At 47.7% G+C, this 15,270-nt stretch carries 13 protein-coding genes; all 13 read left to right on the forward strand.

The features are described from left to right. Positions 1-74 precede the first annotated feature (74 nt). The 13 genes from MHB82_RS03735 to MHB82_RS03795 all read left to right on the forward strand — a co-directional run bounded on the left by MHB82_RS03735 (position 75) and on the right by MHB82_RS03795 (position 15,101). Positions 75-884: an AAA family ATPase gene (locus MHB82_RS03735; protein WP_341173847.1), complete on the forward strand. Its 810-nt coding sequence runs from the start codon at positions 75-77 to the stop codon at positions 882-884. A gap of 273 nt (positions 885-1,157) precedes the next feature. Continuing rightward, positions 1,158-1,748: a TetR/AcrR family transcriptional regulator gene (locus MHB82_RS03740; RefSeq protein ID WP_095360961.1), complete on the forward strand. Its 591-nt coding sequence runs from the start codon at positions 1,158-1,160 to the stop codon at positions 1,746-1,748. 38 nt (positions 1,749-1,786) lie between these two features. Then, positions 1,787-3,076, forward strand: coding sequence for a cytosine permease (locus MHB82_RS03745; RefSeq protein WP_341173848.1), 1,290 nt, complete (start codon positions 1,787-1,789; stop codon positions 3,074-3,076). A gap of 4 nt (positions 3,077-3,080) precedes the next feature. After that, a complete protein-coding gene (locus tag MHB82_RS03750; RefSeq protein ID WP_239302308.1) occupies positions 3,081-4,196 on the forward strand; it encodes a DUF917 domain-containing protein in 1,116 nt (371 codons plus the stop codon). Next, positions 4,193-5,776 carry a hydantoinase/oxoprolinase family protein gene (locus tag MHB82_RS03755; protein ID WP_341173849.1) on the forward strand — a complete coding sequence of 528 codons (1,584 nt, stop codon included), beginning with the start codon at positions 4,193-4,195 and terminating at the stop codon, positions 5,774-5,776. Before MHB82_RS03750 ends, MHB82_RS03755 begins: the two co-directional genes overlap by 4 nt. A 495-nt stretch (positions 5,777-6,271) precedes the next feature. Next, positions 6,272-7,450 carry a DUF4317 domain-containing protein gene (locus MHB82_RS03760; RefSeq protein ID WP_110755584.1) on the forward strand — a complete coding sequence of 393 codons (1,179 nt, stop codon included), beginning with the start codon at positions 6,272-6,274 and terminating at the stop codon, positions 7,448-7,450. Between the two features lie 35 nt (positions 7,451-7,485). Beyond that, complete coding sequence (locus tag MHB82_RS03765; protein ID WP_341173850.1) at positions 7,486-7,878, forward strand: hypothetical protein; 393 nt, start codon at positions 7,486-7,488, stop codon at positions 7,876-7,878. A 329-nt stretch (positions 7,879-8,207) separates the two neighbouring features. Continuing rightward, a complete protein-coding gene (locus MHB82_RS03770; RefSeq protein ID WP_341176575.1) occupies positions 8,208-8,912 on the forward strand; it encodes an ABC transporter ATP-binding protein in 705 nt (234 codons plus the stop codon). After that, on the forward strand, positions 8,912-11,251 hold the full coding sequence (locus MHB82_RS03775) for an ABC transporter permease (protein WP_341176576.1): 2,340 nt from the start codon (positions 8,912-8,914) through the stop codon (positions 11,249-11,251). Before MHB82_RS03770 ends, MHB82_RS03775 begins: the two co-directional genes overlap by 1 nt. Before the next feature lie 111 nt (positions 11,252-11,362). Then, entirely contained in the window at positions 11,363-12,070 is a 708-nt protein-coding gene (locus MHB82_RS03780) for a DNA alkylation repair protein (RefSeq protein ID WP_341173851.1), read from the forward strand. A gap of 252 nt (positions 12,071-12,322) precedes the next feature. Further along, positions 12,323-13,132, forward strand: coding sequence for an ABC transporter ATP-binding protein (locus MHB82_RS03785; protein WP_095360968.1), 810 nt, complete (start codon positions 12,323-12,325; stop codon positions 13,130-13,132). A 91-nt stretch (positions 13,133-13,223) separates the two neighbouring features. After that, on the forward strand, positions 13,224-13,979 hold the full coding sequence (locus MHB82_RS03790) for an ABC transporter permease (protein WP_258377515.1): 756 nt from the start codon (positions 13,224-13,226) through the stop codon (positions 13,977-13,979). 111 nt (positions 13,980-14,090) lie between these two features. Further along, on the forward strand, positions 14,091-15,101 hold the full coding sequence (locus tag MHB82_RS03795) for an ABC transporter substrate-binding protein (protein ID WP_341173852.1): 1,011 nt from the start codon (positions 14,091-14,093) through the stop codon (positions 15,099-15,101). Positions 15,102-15,270 lie beyond the last annotated feature (169 nt).

A 15,270-nucleotide genomic window follows, 5' to 3' on the forward strand; every position in this document is an offset into this window, starting at 1 on the left:
ATAGATTATTAATAATGAATATCATAAATTAAAATAAATTGAGGCTAATCATTTTCCAGGAGGGGAGCGAGACAGTGCTGCATATAAGTAACTTCAAACTCTCTTCTGCCATTTCCAGCAACCCGAATATCTACCCGGATCATGTGTTTAGGCACATGGCGGGGGAGGTGCTGCTGTTTGACCGAATCACGGTACTCTACGGTAGTAATGGCTCCGGCAAATCTACCTTGCTGAATCTGATCGCGAACAAATTGGGAATGGCGGGCGCTGAGCGAATGTCCACGTATGGACACAGCATCTATGTTCAGCGGTTTATCGAGGGAAGCAGTTATGAACTCGGGCAGGATGAACAGGAGCGTCCCGTATATAAGCTGCCCGAGGGGAGCCGGTACATCAAGTCAGAGGATCTGCTATATGAAATCAAGAAAATACAGCAGGAAAGCGTGCTTCGCGAAGGGCTGCTGCATGAGCAGCTCGTTCAGGGAAAGAGCAAGTCCGAGGTCGAAGAGCTGGAACAGTCGTATGCATTTGAGAAAAAGATGGATATCATTCGCTTCTCGCAGGAGAAGTATTCGAATGGGGAAAGCTCGATGCAATTTTTTGAGGAGCATTTGCTTCCTGGGCAGCTGTATTTATTGGATGAACCGGAAACGTCGCTGTCTCCCGCGAATCAAATCAAGCTGGCTGAACAGATGAACGATCTGGCGCGTTACTTCGATAGTCAATTCATTATTGCCACACATTCTCCCTTTGTTCTGGGCACGCTTCATGCGAAGATCTACAATCTTGATGCCAGCATGCTGCAGACGGCAGAGTGGTATGAACTGGACAATGTACGATTCTTTTACGAATTTTTTCATAAGCATCAACGGCTGTTTAAATGAAGTGGGTTTAACATTCTAGTAAGAGGTATTCCTGATGTCAGGGTACCTCTTTTTGCTATACATTTTATCAGTTAGAGCCATATGGAACTCTTATGCATTCTTCTGCAATCTACTAATTCATTCCAGCTCAAATCTGTGAGGATATTGTCCCACTTGAATTTTGGCCGTATAACATTGAAATAAAAGGCTGACATAGCAATTAATTGCATTGATTTTTATGCAGATAATTGTATAATCTACTTAATTAACGTTAATTAGAATGGAGAAAAGGGGATGACCATGACCACCAGAACGAAGCTGAAGGAAGCCGCGCTGAGATTATTTGGGCAGAAGGGCTACGATGGGACGGCATTATCAGAAATTGCGAAGGAGGTCGGGGTCAAAACACCGGCAATCTACGCCTTTTTTGAGAGCAAGGAAGATCTGTTCATGACGGTCTTTGAAGAATCGATGAGCGCCTACAACGAATATATCCAAGCGATGGCGGAAACCAGCAAAGGGATGAATACGGAGAAAAAACTGCATGCGCTGCTGCTTCGCCAATACGATTTTCACCGAAACAAAACAGAGCTTGCCGTGTTTGCCTTCCGGTATTTGATTTTCCCGCCGGATTTCCTATTGGAAAGAATGCAGGAGGCATTCGGGCGTTTCGATACATTGCTGAGCAGCATTATTGGCGAGATCATGCAGGAAGGTCTGGATCGCGGCGATTTGGCTGCCGTTCCGATGGAGACGCTGGTGGATTCGTTCCTCACCTTGATGGACGGGCTGGGCATGCAATATTACTACTATAAATCGCCGGAGCTGTTCGAACGGAAACTGAAACATGCCTTTGAGATGTTCTGGAGATCCGTCGCAGCTTAGGCAATCAACAAGATTGTACAGAAAGCAGAGGGTGGAACATGAGCAACGATACGAAAATAGAAGATTACGAACGGGAACCCGTACCTCAGCATTTACGAAAATCATGGCTTTCGATGGCATTTGTCTGGATTGCGATCGGAATTGATCTATCTGCCATGTTTCTGGGAGCGCAGCTCGGCGCAGGCATGAGCATTGGTGATTCACTTACTGCAGTCATCGTTGGTTCGGTCATTTTGGGTATTATCGGGGCGTTGTGCGCCTATGTTGGGGCCAAAACAGGCTTGTCCACGGCCATGATTAGCCGGTTTCTGTTCGGGAACAAAGGAGCACTCATTGTCTCCGTCATTCTCGGAATTTCATCGCTGGGCTGGTTCGGCGTACAGGTCGGCTTCTTCGCTTCCAACTTCCAGACGGCGTTAAGCGAGCTGTGGGGTTGGCACTGGTCACTCTGGGTACTGTCGATGATTGGCGGACTGCTCATGATGTCTACGGCGATCTGGGGCTATCGGGCCATTGAGAAATTAAGTGTTTGGTCGGTACCGCTGCTCGTCGTTTTTATTATTTTCGCGCTGGTCTTGGCGCTGAACGGCGAAGGCGGAAGCACGGTCTGGTCACCGTTCGAGGGTGAGGCAGTGCCGATGGGAACGGCGATCTCGCTGGTCATCGGAATCTTTATCCTTGGGACAGCACTGTCCCCTGACATTGCTCGTTGGGCCAAGACACCCAAGCATGCGATTACGGCAGCCTTTGTCGGTTTCTTTGTCGGCAACAGCTTCATGACGATCATTGCCATCTTCTTGTCACGGTCGATGGATTCCGACGATCTGACGGGTATTTTCCTGACGCTCGGACTCGGTATTCCGGCCATTATCGTGCTGACACTGGCACAGTGGACAACCAACACGAACAATTTGTATTCCGCAGGATTGGGTTTCTCCGTCGTATTCAAACGAGTGCCCAAATCCTTCATTACGATCATTGCAGGTTTGATTGCGACAGCACTCGCTTGCTTCGGCATTTATGACCGTTTCATGACGTTCCTCACATATATCACGATGCTTGTTGCACCGCTGGGCGGTATATATACGGCAGAGTATTTGCTGGTGAACAAAAACAGATTCTCGTTTGAAGGGCTGGACAGCAACCGGAGCTGGATTCCTCGCTCCATCGTGGTATGGGTCCTTGCCACATTCTTCGGATTCATGACAACGATGGCTCCGGATGGGCTTGGTTGGTTCCAAGTGACGCAGGTTCCGGCGCTGGACAGCTTCTTGATGGCATTTATCGTACAAGCCATCATAGGCAAATGGGTAGCAAAGAAGGGATGAAAGCATGAACAAGGCAGCAAGATTAACTACACTTGATGAACAAGCTATTGAATATATTGCAATTGGCGCAGCGGTGCTGGGCACAGGCGGCGGGGGTGACCCTCATGTCGGTAAACTGATAGCCATGGAGGCCATCCGCAAGCATGGGCCGGTCCGTATCGTACAACTTGAAGAACTGGATGATGAGGGACTTGTGGTACCGGTATCGATGATTGGTGCACCTACGGTGATGCTGGAGAAAATCCCTTCGGCAGAACAGCTGACCAAGCCGCTGGATCTGATGGAAAGAGAACTGGGCCGCAAAGTGGATGCCGTCATGCCGATCGAGGTCGGTGGCGGCAACTCACTCGTTCCGGTCATTGCGGCGGCGCAGCGCGGAATTCCGCTTGTGGATGCCGATGCAATGGGGCGTGCGTTTCCCGAATCGCAGATGGTTACGTTCCATCTGGAAGGCATCCCGTGCAGTCCGGTAGCGATGGCGGACGAGCGCGGCAATAGCGCGTTGATGCATACGATTGATGGCGTATGGGAAGAGCGCATGGCGCGTGCGCTGACAGTAGAGATGGGTGGTTCTGCTTCCATCTGCGATTATCCGGTATCTGGAGCGCAGGCGAAGCAGAGCGCCATTGGGGGTACGCTAACGCTCGCTTATGAGATCGGGCGGACGCTGTTCGAAGCGAAGCAGGAGAAGCTGAATCCTGTGCATGAACTGCTCACGAAGCTGCATGGACATGCCCTGTTTCATGGCAAGGCCGTGGATATCCGCCGCCGTATGGATGGCGGTTTTACACGCGGCGAAGCGGTATTTGAAGGAACCGGGGAGAACAAGGGAAAGACGATGCGGCTGTTTTTCCAAAATGAGTTCCTGCTCGCTACCGTTGATGAACAACCACTCGCCATTACGCCTGACCTGATCACGCTTTTGGATCAAGATACAGGTATGCCGGTAACGACAGAAAATCTGAAGTATGGTGCCCGGGTGACGGTAGCAGGCTTGCCATGCGATGACAAATGGCGCACACCAAAAGGCATCGAGACGGCGGGGCCGCGGTACTTCGGATATGATTTCGACTATGTGCCGATTGAGACGTTGGTTTTGAAAGGAGGTGCGGCGCAATGACCAAGGGTACGATGACTGAACCAAACACAAACCAGGTTTACCGTATCGGTATTGATGTGGGTGGAACGAATACGGACGCTGCCCTGCTCGATTCCAACTTACACTGCGTGCACAAGGTCAAGGTCCATACGACTGTTGACGTGAACGAAGGCATTGTAGAGGCTGTTCGCCGTCTGCTGCAGGAGAGCGGTGTGAATGGCGCGGACATTCGCTACGCGATGCTTGGCACCACGCACTGCACGAATGCCATCGTGGAACGCAAGCATCTCGGCCGGGTTGGCCTGATTCGTATTGGTGCTCCGGCAACGACAGCCGTTCCCCCGCTTGCTGGCTGGGACGAATCGCTGCGCGCGGCAGTTGGGCCGCATAGCTATATTGCCTCTGGCGGTTATGAGTATGATGGCCGCAAGATCGCAAGTCTGGATGAAGCTGAGATTGCTGAACTGGCCAACCGCATGAAGGGTGAGGTTGAAGCTGTAGCAGTGTGTGGGGTCTTTGCCCCGGTGAACCGCGACCAAGAAAAGCGGGTTGGCGAGATCATCCGCGAAGTGCTGGGTGTTGACATGCCAGTTACCTATTCCAGTGAGATTGGCAGCATCGGACTCCTTGAGCGGGAGAACGCATCTGTGCTGAACGCGGCACTGCTGCAAGTCATTGAGGGTGTCGTGCGCGGCTTCGAAGAAGCGCTGAACGGCTTCGGCATCCATGCGCAGCTGTACATTTGCCAGAACGACGGTACGTTGATGAAAAGCGAATATGCACTCCGTTATCCGATTCTGACGATTGCCTGCGGACCGACGAATTCCATTCGGGGCGCTGCTCACTTGTCCGGGTTGACGGATGCGCTGGTCGTTGACATTGGCGGTACAACAACGGATATTGGTGTGCTTGTGCAAGGTTTCCCGCGCCAGTCGTCGGCTGCGGTGGATATCGGAGGTATTCGTACGAATTTCCGGATGCCGGACATTTTGTCCATTGGCCTCGGCGGTGGAACCATTGTCCGGTTGGATGACGCTGGCGGCGTAACGGTTGGCCCCGACAGCGTTGGTTATGAGCTGACGAAACGGGCCCGCATCTTCGGCGGTGATACGCTGACAACGACGGACGTGGCGGTGAAGCTGGGCCGGGCCGTATGGCCGGGCACCAACGCGGATGCGGTGGACGAAGCCGTATGCCTTAAGGTGGATGCCGTCATGCAGCAGAGCCTGGAGGACGCCATTGACCGGATGAAAACGAGTGCGGATCCAGTCGATGTCATTCTGGTTGGCGGCGGCAGCCTGCTGGTGCCGGAGACACTCGCCGGGGCGAGCCGAATCATCCGGCCAGACAACTATGATGCGGCGAATGCGATCGGGGCTGCGCTGGGAGAGGTTAGCGGCGAGTCGGAGCGCATTTACTCACTGGACGACTGGAAATATGACGACGTCATGCAGGATGCCAAGGAAAGCGCCGTGAACGAGGCGACGGCAGCTGGCGCGAACCCGGAGACGGTACAGATTGTGTCCGTCGAGGACATTCCGATTGCCTATTTGCCAGGCAACGCACTGCTCGTGAAAGTGAAAGCTGCGGGTAAGTTGTAATACCATAAACGATTGCCTTCTATGCTCGAAAGCATTATCTGCTGCATGAGAAGCGTGCCAGAAAGAACCAGAAGGCATTCATCTAACGCTTCCTGGCGCGGAATGATGCATAACAGAATAATATGAAATATGAACTGGTGGTACGGATCAAACTCCGTATCACCTTTTTATTTGAGAGGATAGTTTGCCTAATGAACCGGGATTAAGAAATGCAGGGAAACTGCCATATCAATACTCAAGTGGATAGCGTTCCTTTTTGATATTCCCATAATGCTGCAGGTTCGGGAAAAGGAAAATAAGCACAATGAAGTAAGATGTTTAATTCAAGGAAATGCCCTCGACTCGGGTATCCAAATATGCCACAATAGAGGATCAGGTGCACGGGAGAATGGACCCGCAGGCACAGTAATGCAAGCAGCAAATCGCTAACAAAATAACGCTCAATAATTTATACTAAATAAGCCAGAATATATCGAAGGAGCTGCCGAGTCCGCTATGAACAAAAAAGAAGTTGCCAACATCCGCAAGCAATTCAAGATGGATCACGATCTACTGAATATTTACGATATCCTCAATGTCTATATTACGAAGGAAACGAATGAAGTCTACCACTGGGAGCGCCATCCCTTTGAACTGGTGGACCGGGAGAAGCAGGAGTTATACATGGGGAATTTCAAAAAACTGCTGACCGGCGAACTGGATCAAAAATTGTTCGAATTGAAGTTTCAGGAAGAAGCAGAAGAGCCTGCGCAGGTACTGCTTCATCAAGCACTCGTAACGGGTGATCCGGAAGAATGGCAGGACATGATGCTGCTGCTCGTGGACCGAATGCTGGCGGATGCCAAGTATGAGCGGGACATGGTGGTCACATTTGTTCGGGGACAGTATTATTTGCCGACCAAGGCGAGAAACGATGATGCGGAAGAGAGTGAGAAGAACGAGGTGTTTGCCCATCCGTTTATCTTATGCAGTGTGAACTCCACGGAGAAACAGCGGAAAACTCTCTTGTTCGATTATGTGGAGCGGGAGTTCAAGTACAATGTCATTGTCGATCCGATTATCAAGTTAAGCACGCCGGAGCAAGGATTCCTGTACCCTAGCGTGACAGACAATTATTCCGATGTGAATCGGATTTTGTACTGTACAGGAAAATCGAATTTCCCGGATCCGCATTTTGTCGAACAGGTATTGAATGGAGAAAGATCCGTGACGGCACTGGAAGAGCGAGCGATCTTCGAAGATATCGTCAAGGAAGTGGCTGGGGAAGAGCTCGATTCAGCTACCATTGCACAGGTGTACGAAGAGATTAACCGGGTGATTGAAATCAACGAAGAGACGAAGGAGGAAGAGCCTCCGAAGCTGGATTACAAAGATCTGGAGCGTGTACTGAACGCGAGCGGCGTGGAGGATGTGACCACCGAGAAGGTGGAACGGGCATTCGAAACGATCGTGGACAATAAAAACTATGAGATGAAAGCAACCAGCGTTATGCCGAAGTTCACTTCCAAGTCCATCAAGATCGAAACCAAGGTCGCTACAATTTCGGTTAGCCCGCAGGATTTGAGATACGTCAAGCAGGTGAATTTCCAAGGGAAACGCTGCATCATGATTGAAGTGGACGAAGATGTCGCGATTGAAGGCTTTACGCTGGCGTCAGAGACCCTTATCCAATAAAAAAAAGCACTAACGCAGGCAGGAGATGACTAACGATGAACAGACTGCTTATGATCCTGATTGCGGCCGCAACGATGTTGACGGCTTGCCAATCGAACCAGACGGATGCCGGAAACCCCTCGGGCAGCAACGAACCATCCGCACAGGCCGAAACGGCGCAGCCAAATAACGAACCAACCGAAGAAAGTACAAGCCAGAGCGAGTGGTCTTCGCTTCCCGAATATGACACGATTATTCGAGAAGTTGATTCCCAGGATTATACCTTTCGAACGGTAACCGATAATGAAAATGAACGGATTCTCTTACTCACGAACCAAGATGGTGAGGAGAAATACAAGACCATTTTTATAAAAAATACAAGTCGTCTTAAAATCATTGACATTGATGGAGGCGGACAGCTCTTCAACGATGTTTTGAAAGATAGTTAGAAAATGGAACAGACCGCTATCCCATAATAGGATGGCGGTCCATTGGTTTATTGGTTTCGAGGAAACGTTCTCTGAATCAGGAATTGTAAGCACAGAAGTAGAGAACATATAAGTAAGAGCCCTTTCGTATCTCCGGAAGGGTTATTTTGCTTGAACCTCGTGTTTCCTCAGGCATGAATGGGATTTTACTTAGCAAGTAGCTGAGCGAAATCCTTCTTGAGGCTGATGCTGCAATACATCGCTTGTCGGGTGTTTCTTGTACCGTAAGGTGTAACATGGAGAATAGCGCATCACGGCCAACTGAAAATTCATTGCGAGGAGATGTAAGAGTGAGAACGTTCATCGAGTTCAAGAGGGTAACGAAAGAATACCAAGTTGGGGAAGTCCGAATCAAAGCCCTGGACGGCGCGGAATTTTCCATATCAGAGGGAGAGTTCGTCGTTATTTTGGGTGCAAGCGGTGCCGGTAAAAGTACGATTCTGAATATACTTGGCGGTATGGATACGGCGACTTCCGGACAAGTGACCGTTGGGGATCAGGACATTGCCACATGGGATGAAAAAAAGTTGACGACCTATCGTGGAGAAAAAGTTGGCTTTGTATTTCAGTTTTATAACCTGATCCCGAACTTGAACGCATTGGAAAATGTTGAGTTTGCCACAGAAGTAGGTAAGAATCAGCTGAATGCCGCAGATATTTTACATCAAGTCGGATTGAAGCATCGCATGAAAAACTTTCCTTCCCAGCTCTCTGGAGGTGAACAACAACGAGTTGCGATCGCCAGAGCTGTTGCGAAAAATCCTCTACTCCTGCTCTGCGACGAGCCAACTGGCGCATTGGATTATGTTACAGGCAAATCCGTCCTCAAGCTTCTTCAAGATGTGAACAGGCAAATGAAAAAATGCGTCGTTCTGGTCACTCATAATACGGCAATTGCTCCTATGGCCGACAAAATAATCAGAGTTAAAAGTGGGAAAATCGATAGTGTAATGATAAATGATAATAAACAAAACGTTGAAAGCATTGAATGGTGATGATGATGACGAAATTAGCAGTGAAGCTGCTCAGGGACGTTAAACAATCTTTTGTTCAATTTACAGCCTTGGCATTGGTAATCGCAGTAGGGGCTTTTTTCTATGCAGGACTGAATAGTTATAGCAAGGAGCAGCGTGCTTATGTACAAACTTATTATACAGAGCACAATTTAAGTGATTTGAATGTTTATTACGATCATATTTCCAGTGCAGATGCTGCTCGTTTAAGTGAAGTGGAAGGCATTAATAGAATCGAAGCACGGTACACGACGGATGCAACGCAACATGTTCAAGGTGGCACAACCTCACTGAAAATCCATTCCATTCCCGCAGACAACCACATCAATACATCTACGATTATCGAGGGACACATGCCGTCCAATACAAATGAGATCATCATGGATTCCCATTACGCCCAAGAGCATCATTATCAGGTCGGTGATACGATCCGTATGTTTGCGAATGAAAGAGAGCTTGCGTTTAAGATCAGCGGTTTGGTCGAAAATGTTGAATATGTGAAAAAGAATGCGACACAAGACCATAAAACCTACGGATTTGCTTATGTTGCCGAAGAGGCGATCACCGAAGTATCGAGGACAGGCAGCGTGGTCTATAATGAACTTCTCATTGATGCCACCGAAGGCTATGATGTGGATCAGCTGGGCCTAGTCATCGAAAGGCAATCCAAGGGTCTTTCTTATTTAGATCAACGAAGCAAAGAGCGGTCATTCGGTTACACTCAAATTCATCAAACCATTTATAACAACAGCATGATGAGCAGGGTGATTCCCTTGGTGCTCTTTTTGATCTCTGCCACCATCCTGTTTCTTACGATGTCCAGGACGATTGATTCGCATCGACATCAAATTGGGATTATGAAAGCTCTGGGGATCAAGGACAGAAACATCATGCTTCATTACATGGGATACCCTGTGCTAATAAGTATTGTTGGGTCGATCATGGGATGTATCATTGCAGCTTACGTATTTATTCCTTTGGTGACTGCGTCCAGTTCAACGTCATATTCATTGCCTGGCATCTCTTTTTCGCTTTCATTATTTTCGGTCATACCGCCTATTCTTTTTTCCTGTTTTTTCGGACTCCTGTCCGTTTACTTTAGCGGGAGAAGCGTACTGAAGGAACGTGCAGCTGACGCAATGCGTCCCAAACCACCTCAAAAGATGAAGAAGCTGTTTATCGAACGATTTCCGGGGATCTGGAACCGGACTTCCTACAACCATAAGCTCATTTTGAGAAACCTGTTTTTAAATAAAAGAAAAGCGCTGGCAAGCTCCATAGGCATCATTGCAAGCACCGTATTGTTGATTACTGCATTGGGGACGCAATCTGCCTTGCAAAAAATAGCCAATCAAGTCGAAGAGGTATACACCTATGACTTTAAAGTGGATTATAAGACAGATTCATCGTTGGAAGCATTACAGCTGCCTTCCGGCATCAAACAACGTTTTTTGTTGTCTGCCTTTCCTGTTGAATTCATAAAAGGGAAGGATAAAGAAAACGCAACGTTGATTGTAACAGAAAAAGAAAACCATCTCAGTCGTTTCCATGACGAGAATGGGAATGAAATATCGTTGCAGCACAATGGCGTGCTTGTGCCCCAATCTTATGCCGACCATTACAACATTGCAGAGGGAGATACCATTCAAATCAAGTTCACCAAACCAGGGCTTCACAATCAATCCGTTGATATGAAGGTTATACAAATTTCCTCTCAGTTCAACAATCCTTCCTTTTATATCACGCCAGCCTATTTGAAAAGCTTTAACATTGACTATAGTCCGACCTCGCTTTTAATTGAAGCGAATAACGATGCCGATCTCTCCGACATTCGCAGCTTTTTTGAACAGGATCAGCGTGTGGATTCCATTGCAGACAAGACGGATCTGAAGGAAAATGCCCAGTATATTTTGAAACAAAACCGCTTTATGTTCATCATGTTTGTCATTAGTGCTGTTGTGCTCTCTTTTGGAGCTGTATACACGATATCGTCCATAAATATATACGAACGTAAACGTGAACTTGCGACGCTTAAGGTATTGGGCTATCCCAAAAACAAAATAAACAGGCTCATCTTTGTTGAGAACGTTATACTAACTGCCTTTGCGGTCGTTGTAGCTCTGCCTATGGGAGTTCATTTTTATACCTTAGTCGTACAGGCATTGTCGAGTACCCACCAACAGATTCCAGGTCAGTTAAATCTTATCGTCATGTTGATTGCGGTTCTTCTAGCGTTTGTGCTGACCATTCTGTGCAACTTGCTGCTACGATTAAAAGTTACCAAGATCAATATGATTGAATCGTTAAAAAGTGTAGAATAAAATGGTGAAAAGAAGAGAATACAAGTTCTGATTTACAAGCAGTTGCATGCTCAGAAACGGAATGTGACTGCTTTGTTTATTTTTAAGATCAATATGAAGGAGCGCTGCGTAATGAATTTGGAAGAAGTGATGCAGGAGCTTGAGGCACTTGGCAAGGAGCGCACGAAAAAGATATATATGTCGAATGGTGCACATGAACCACTCTTCGGCGTGGCTACAGGAGCGATGAAGCCGATCGCTCGCAAAATCAAAAAGGATCAGGCGTTGGCCGAGCAGCTGTACGCAACCGGGAATTACGATGCGATGTATTTTGCGGGTGTTATTGCTGATCCAAAAGCAATGACGGAAGCGGATTTCGACCGTTGGATTGAGGACGCATATTTTTACATGATCTCCGATTTCATCGTTGCCGTTACACTATCCGAGACAGATATTGCACAGCAAGTCGCAGATCGGTGGATTGCTAGCGGCGAAGAACTGAAGATGTCGGCAGGCTGGAGCTGTTATTGCTGGCTGCTGGGCAATCGTCCGGACGCTGAGTTCTCCGAGGATAAGCTGAGCGGGATGCTGGAGAACGTGCAGGCCAAGATTCATCAATCTCCCGAGCGCACCCAGTATTCCATGAACAACTTCGTATATACCGTGGCCGTATCCTACGTTCCGCTGCATGATAAGGCTGTCGAAACAGCGAAGGCGATCGGTCCCGTTGAGGTTCAGAAGGACAAGCCCAAGAGCAAATTCCTGAATGCTTCCGATAATATTCAAAATGCCGTAGATAAAAATCGGATTGGTTTCAAACGCAAATATGTAAGGTGTTAAAGGAAAACAATGCACGTATTTTCATCTGGATTCCACTTTACGAAAATACATTATTTTCAAGTAGTTGTTGACAATCCAACAGGTCTAAAATATAGTAAACACATCAGATTAATGTAAATTGTGAATGTTCACATTTTAATCATTGAATGGAAGCTGACTGGTTTATCCAGAGGCTCAGAGGGCAGCGCTAGTCGTTGTCAGCTGAGCCTTTTTTGCTTAGATACCCCAATATAAATTAGAGAGGTGAAGTCAATGGCTGCTGCTGAAAAAATCAGATTTGAGAGTGTCACCAAAACGTTCACGGTCCGCGATCCCAAGCAAAAGGAAGCAACTCAGGCCTTTACAGCTGTAAAAGACCTGGACTTTTCGGTAAGAAAAGGCGAGTTTATCACCATCGTGGGTCCGAGTGGCTGCGGAAAATCAACCTTGCTTGATATGATCAGTGGACTATCCTCACCGACACAGGGCCGCATTTTAATTGATGGCCAACCCATTACTGGCCCAGGGCTTGACCGGGGCATTGTCTTTCAGCAGTACGCTTTATTTCCGTGGAAGACGGCACGTGGCAATATTGAGTTTGGTTTGGAAGCCAAGGGTATTCCGAAGCAGGAGCGTAAGGAGCAAGTGGAGCATTTTCTGTCGCTGGTGGGGCTTACTCACTTCGGAGACCGTTATCCGCATGAGCTATCCGGGGGGATGAAGCAGCGTATAGCGATTGCCAGAAGCCTTGCCTTTAATCCGGATGTCTTATTGATGGATGAGCCCTTTGCTGCATTGGATGCCCAGACGCGTGAATCCCTGCAAAGTGAACTTTTGCGTATTTGGCAGAAGACCCAGAAGACCATCATTTTTATTACGCATGGTATCGATGAGGCGGTTTATCTTGGAGAACGAGTAGTGGTATTGACGCCAGGACCCGGTATGGTGAGACAAATTGTGGATATTCCGCTTCAATCACGATTGGAAGATGCGGATATTCGCTCCCATCCCGACTTCGTGAAAGCTCGCCATGAAGTATGGAGTCTGCTGCATGAACCTGAATACCGCGGTGCTTATATCTAATTGATCAAAGGAGTGTATTCCCATCGAATCTGTAAAGACTGCTCATTCAACCCTACGGCTTGGTAAACGAAGTCCTGCTGCCTTTTCTGGTGTGCTGAAGTTGTTCAAACAGTCGATCGTGTTAATTGCCTTGGTCTTACTATGGGAGATCGCACCAAGGACGGGCTTGGTAGATGCAGCGTTTTTCCCTGCCTTTTCCGAGGTCATCCGGGCATTGTGGAGTTTGATCATTTCAGGTGAACTTTTCACTCACTTTCTGGCAAGCATCGTTCGTTCATTCAGTGGTTTCGCCTTAGCCTTACTTATTGCGATCCCGTTAGGATTACTGATTGGCTGGTATCCATTAGCCAGACAGCTGTTGAATCCCGTGCTGGAATTGTTTCGAAATACGGCTGCATTAGCACTGCTTCCGGTATTCATGCTGCTGCTGGGAATCGGTGAAACCTCCAAGATTGCGATCGTCCTCTTTGCCTGCACATGGCCCATTCTTCTGAATACGATTGCTGCTGTCGGCAGCGTTGATCCTTTGCTGATTAAGGCAGCAAGATCGATGAATATTAAGTCCTTCAGATTGTTCCTCAAGGTTATACTGCCGGCATCGGTTCCCACGATTTTTACGGGGATTCGCATGGCTGGGACAGGGGCTATCCTGGTACTTATAGCTGCCGAAATGGTAGGGGCCAAAGAAGGCTTGGGTTATCTGATTACGTATTCCCAATATAACTTCCAGATTCCTCAGATGTATGCCGGAATATTAACCATCGCCTTACTGGGGTTGTTAATTAATCAAGGCCTCAGCATGCTTGAACGTAAATTTTCCAAATGGAAACAGCAAGTGAATGAATAGTTCTGTTCTGGTATTCCCTCAATATTTTTTTATCATTAATCCTTACTAAATCAATTGAATTAATGAGTTATAAGTAATGAACAAGACATCGTTTGGAGGAGGAGAAGCGAGATGAAAAAAACATTAGGCATTCTTGTACTTGCAGGCTTGGTCAGTGGTGTCCTATCAGGCTGCTCAGATCCCAAGACCTCCGCGAAGAGCGGAGAAGAAGATCAGGTTCTGCAATATCAGTCCTCACCTGGAAGTGTTTCTTTTCCGGAGCTGGCTGCAGATTTGGGCTACTTGGGGGATTTGAAACTGGAATCCATAGGTGACAGCGTTGGGGGACCGGAGAGCATTCAATTAACGGCGACGAAACAAATCGACTTTGGATCAGCTTTTAACGGAGCCATTATCAAATCCTACTCCCAAAACGTAAAAATAAAATCGGTCGTCGGTTCATACGGCAGTGATGAACATACGTACATCGGCGCCTACACCCTTGAGGGGACGCCAATCCAATCGGCCAAAGATTTTATCGGGAAAAAGGTAGGTGTCAATATTCTCGGAGCCCATTTGGAATTTGTCCTCAAAGACTATTTACGACAAGGCAACCTGACGGAAAAAGAAATCGAACAGGTCACGTTGGTGACCGTCCCAAGTTCAAGTGCGGAACAGGTGCTGCGGAATCAACAGATCGACGTGGTGATGTTAAGCGGAATCGGTCGGGACAGGGCTCTGGCAACAGGAGGAATTACCGAAATTTTCAGGGATATCGATGTGTTTGGTAAAGAGTTTACGGCAGGCGACTATTTCTTCAGTGAGGATTACATCCGGGAGAATCCGAATACGGTGAAGCAATTTGTAGACGGGGTTGCCAAAGCCATTGACTGGGCTCAGACCACACCTAGGGAGGAAGTCATCTCGCGGTTCGAGGATATTGTTAATCAGCGGGAACGCAAGGAAACGACGGAAAACCTTAAATACTGGAAGAGTACGGGCATTTCGGAAAAGGGAGGCGTCATTACTCCATCGGAATACGGAACTTGGATCGACTGGCTTGTAGCGAATGGTGAGCTAAAAGAAGGTCAGGTGAAACCGGAAGATTTATATACCAACGAATATAATCCATTTGCTCAATAACCTTTTATATATACCCCAAAATTCAAACACACGTTAACGGAGAGGCAGTACCGGTCTGGAGAAGCGAAGCGTTCGCCTGAAAGCTTTCTGAAAGAAAGCTGCATCGGAAGCATAGGCTTATCACCGGATTTTCCCCTTAGAAAAAGGGAATCAAAAAATCTGGGGATAA

It is taken from the genome of Paenibacillus sp. FSL K6-2862, assembly GCF_038005125.1.
Taxonomy (GTDB): domain Bacteria; phylum Bacillota; class Bacilli; order Paenibacillales; family Paenibacillaceae; genus Paenibacillus; species Paenibacillus illinoisensis_A.

Coding starts and splice junctions, on each gene's coding strand:
- MHB82_RS03745 (WP_341173848.1), top strand. CDS start 1,787: ATGAGCAACGATACGAAAATAGAAGATTACGAACGGGAACCCGTACCT.
- MHB82_RS03765 (WP_341173850.1), top strand. CDS start 7,486: ATGAACAGACTGCTTATGATCCTGATTGCGGCCGCAACGATGTTGACG.
- MHB82_RS03775 (WP_341176576.1), top strand. CDS start 8,912: ATGATGATGACGAAATTAGCAGTGAAGCTGCTCAGGGACGTTAAACAA.
- MHB82_RS03740 (WP_095360961.1), top strand. CDS start 1,158: ATGACCATGACCACCAGAACGAAGCTGAAGGAAGCCGCGCTGAGATTA.
- MHB82_RS03780 (WP_341173851.1), top strand. CDS start 11,363: ATGAATTTGGAAGAAGTGATGCAGGAGCTTGAGGCACTTGGCAAGGAG.
- MHB82_RS03760 (WP_110755584.1), top strand. CDS start 6,272: ATGAACAAAAAAGAAGTTGCCAACATCCGCAAGCAATTCAAGATGGAT.
- MHB82_RS03785 (WP_095360968.1), top strand. CDS start 12,323: ATGGCTGCTGCTGAAAAAATCAGATTTGAGAGTGTCACCAAAACGTTC.
- MHB82_RS03750 (WP_239302308.1), top strand. CDS start 3,081: ATGAACAAGGCAGCAAGATTAACTACACTTGATGAACAAGCTATTGAA.
- MHB82_RS03795 (WP_341173852.1), top strand. CDS start 14,091: ATGAAAAAAACATTAGGCATTCTTGTACTTGCAGGCTTGGTCAGTGGT.
- MHB82_RS03755 (WP_341173849.1), top strand. CDS start 4,193: ATGACCAAGGGTACGATGACTGAACCAAACACAAACCAGGTTTACCGT.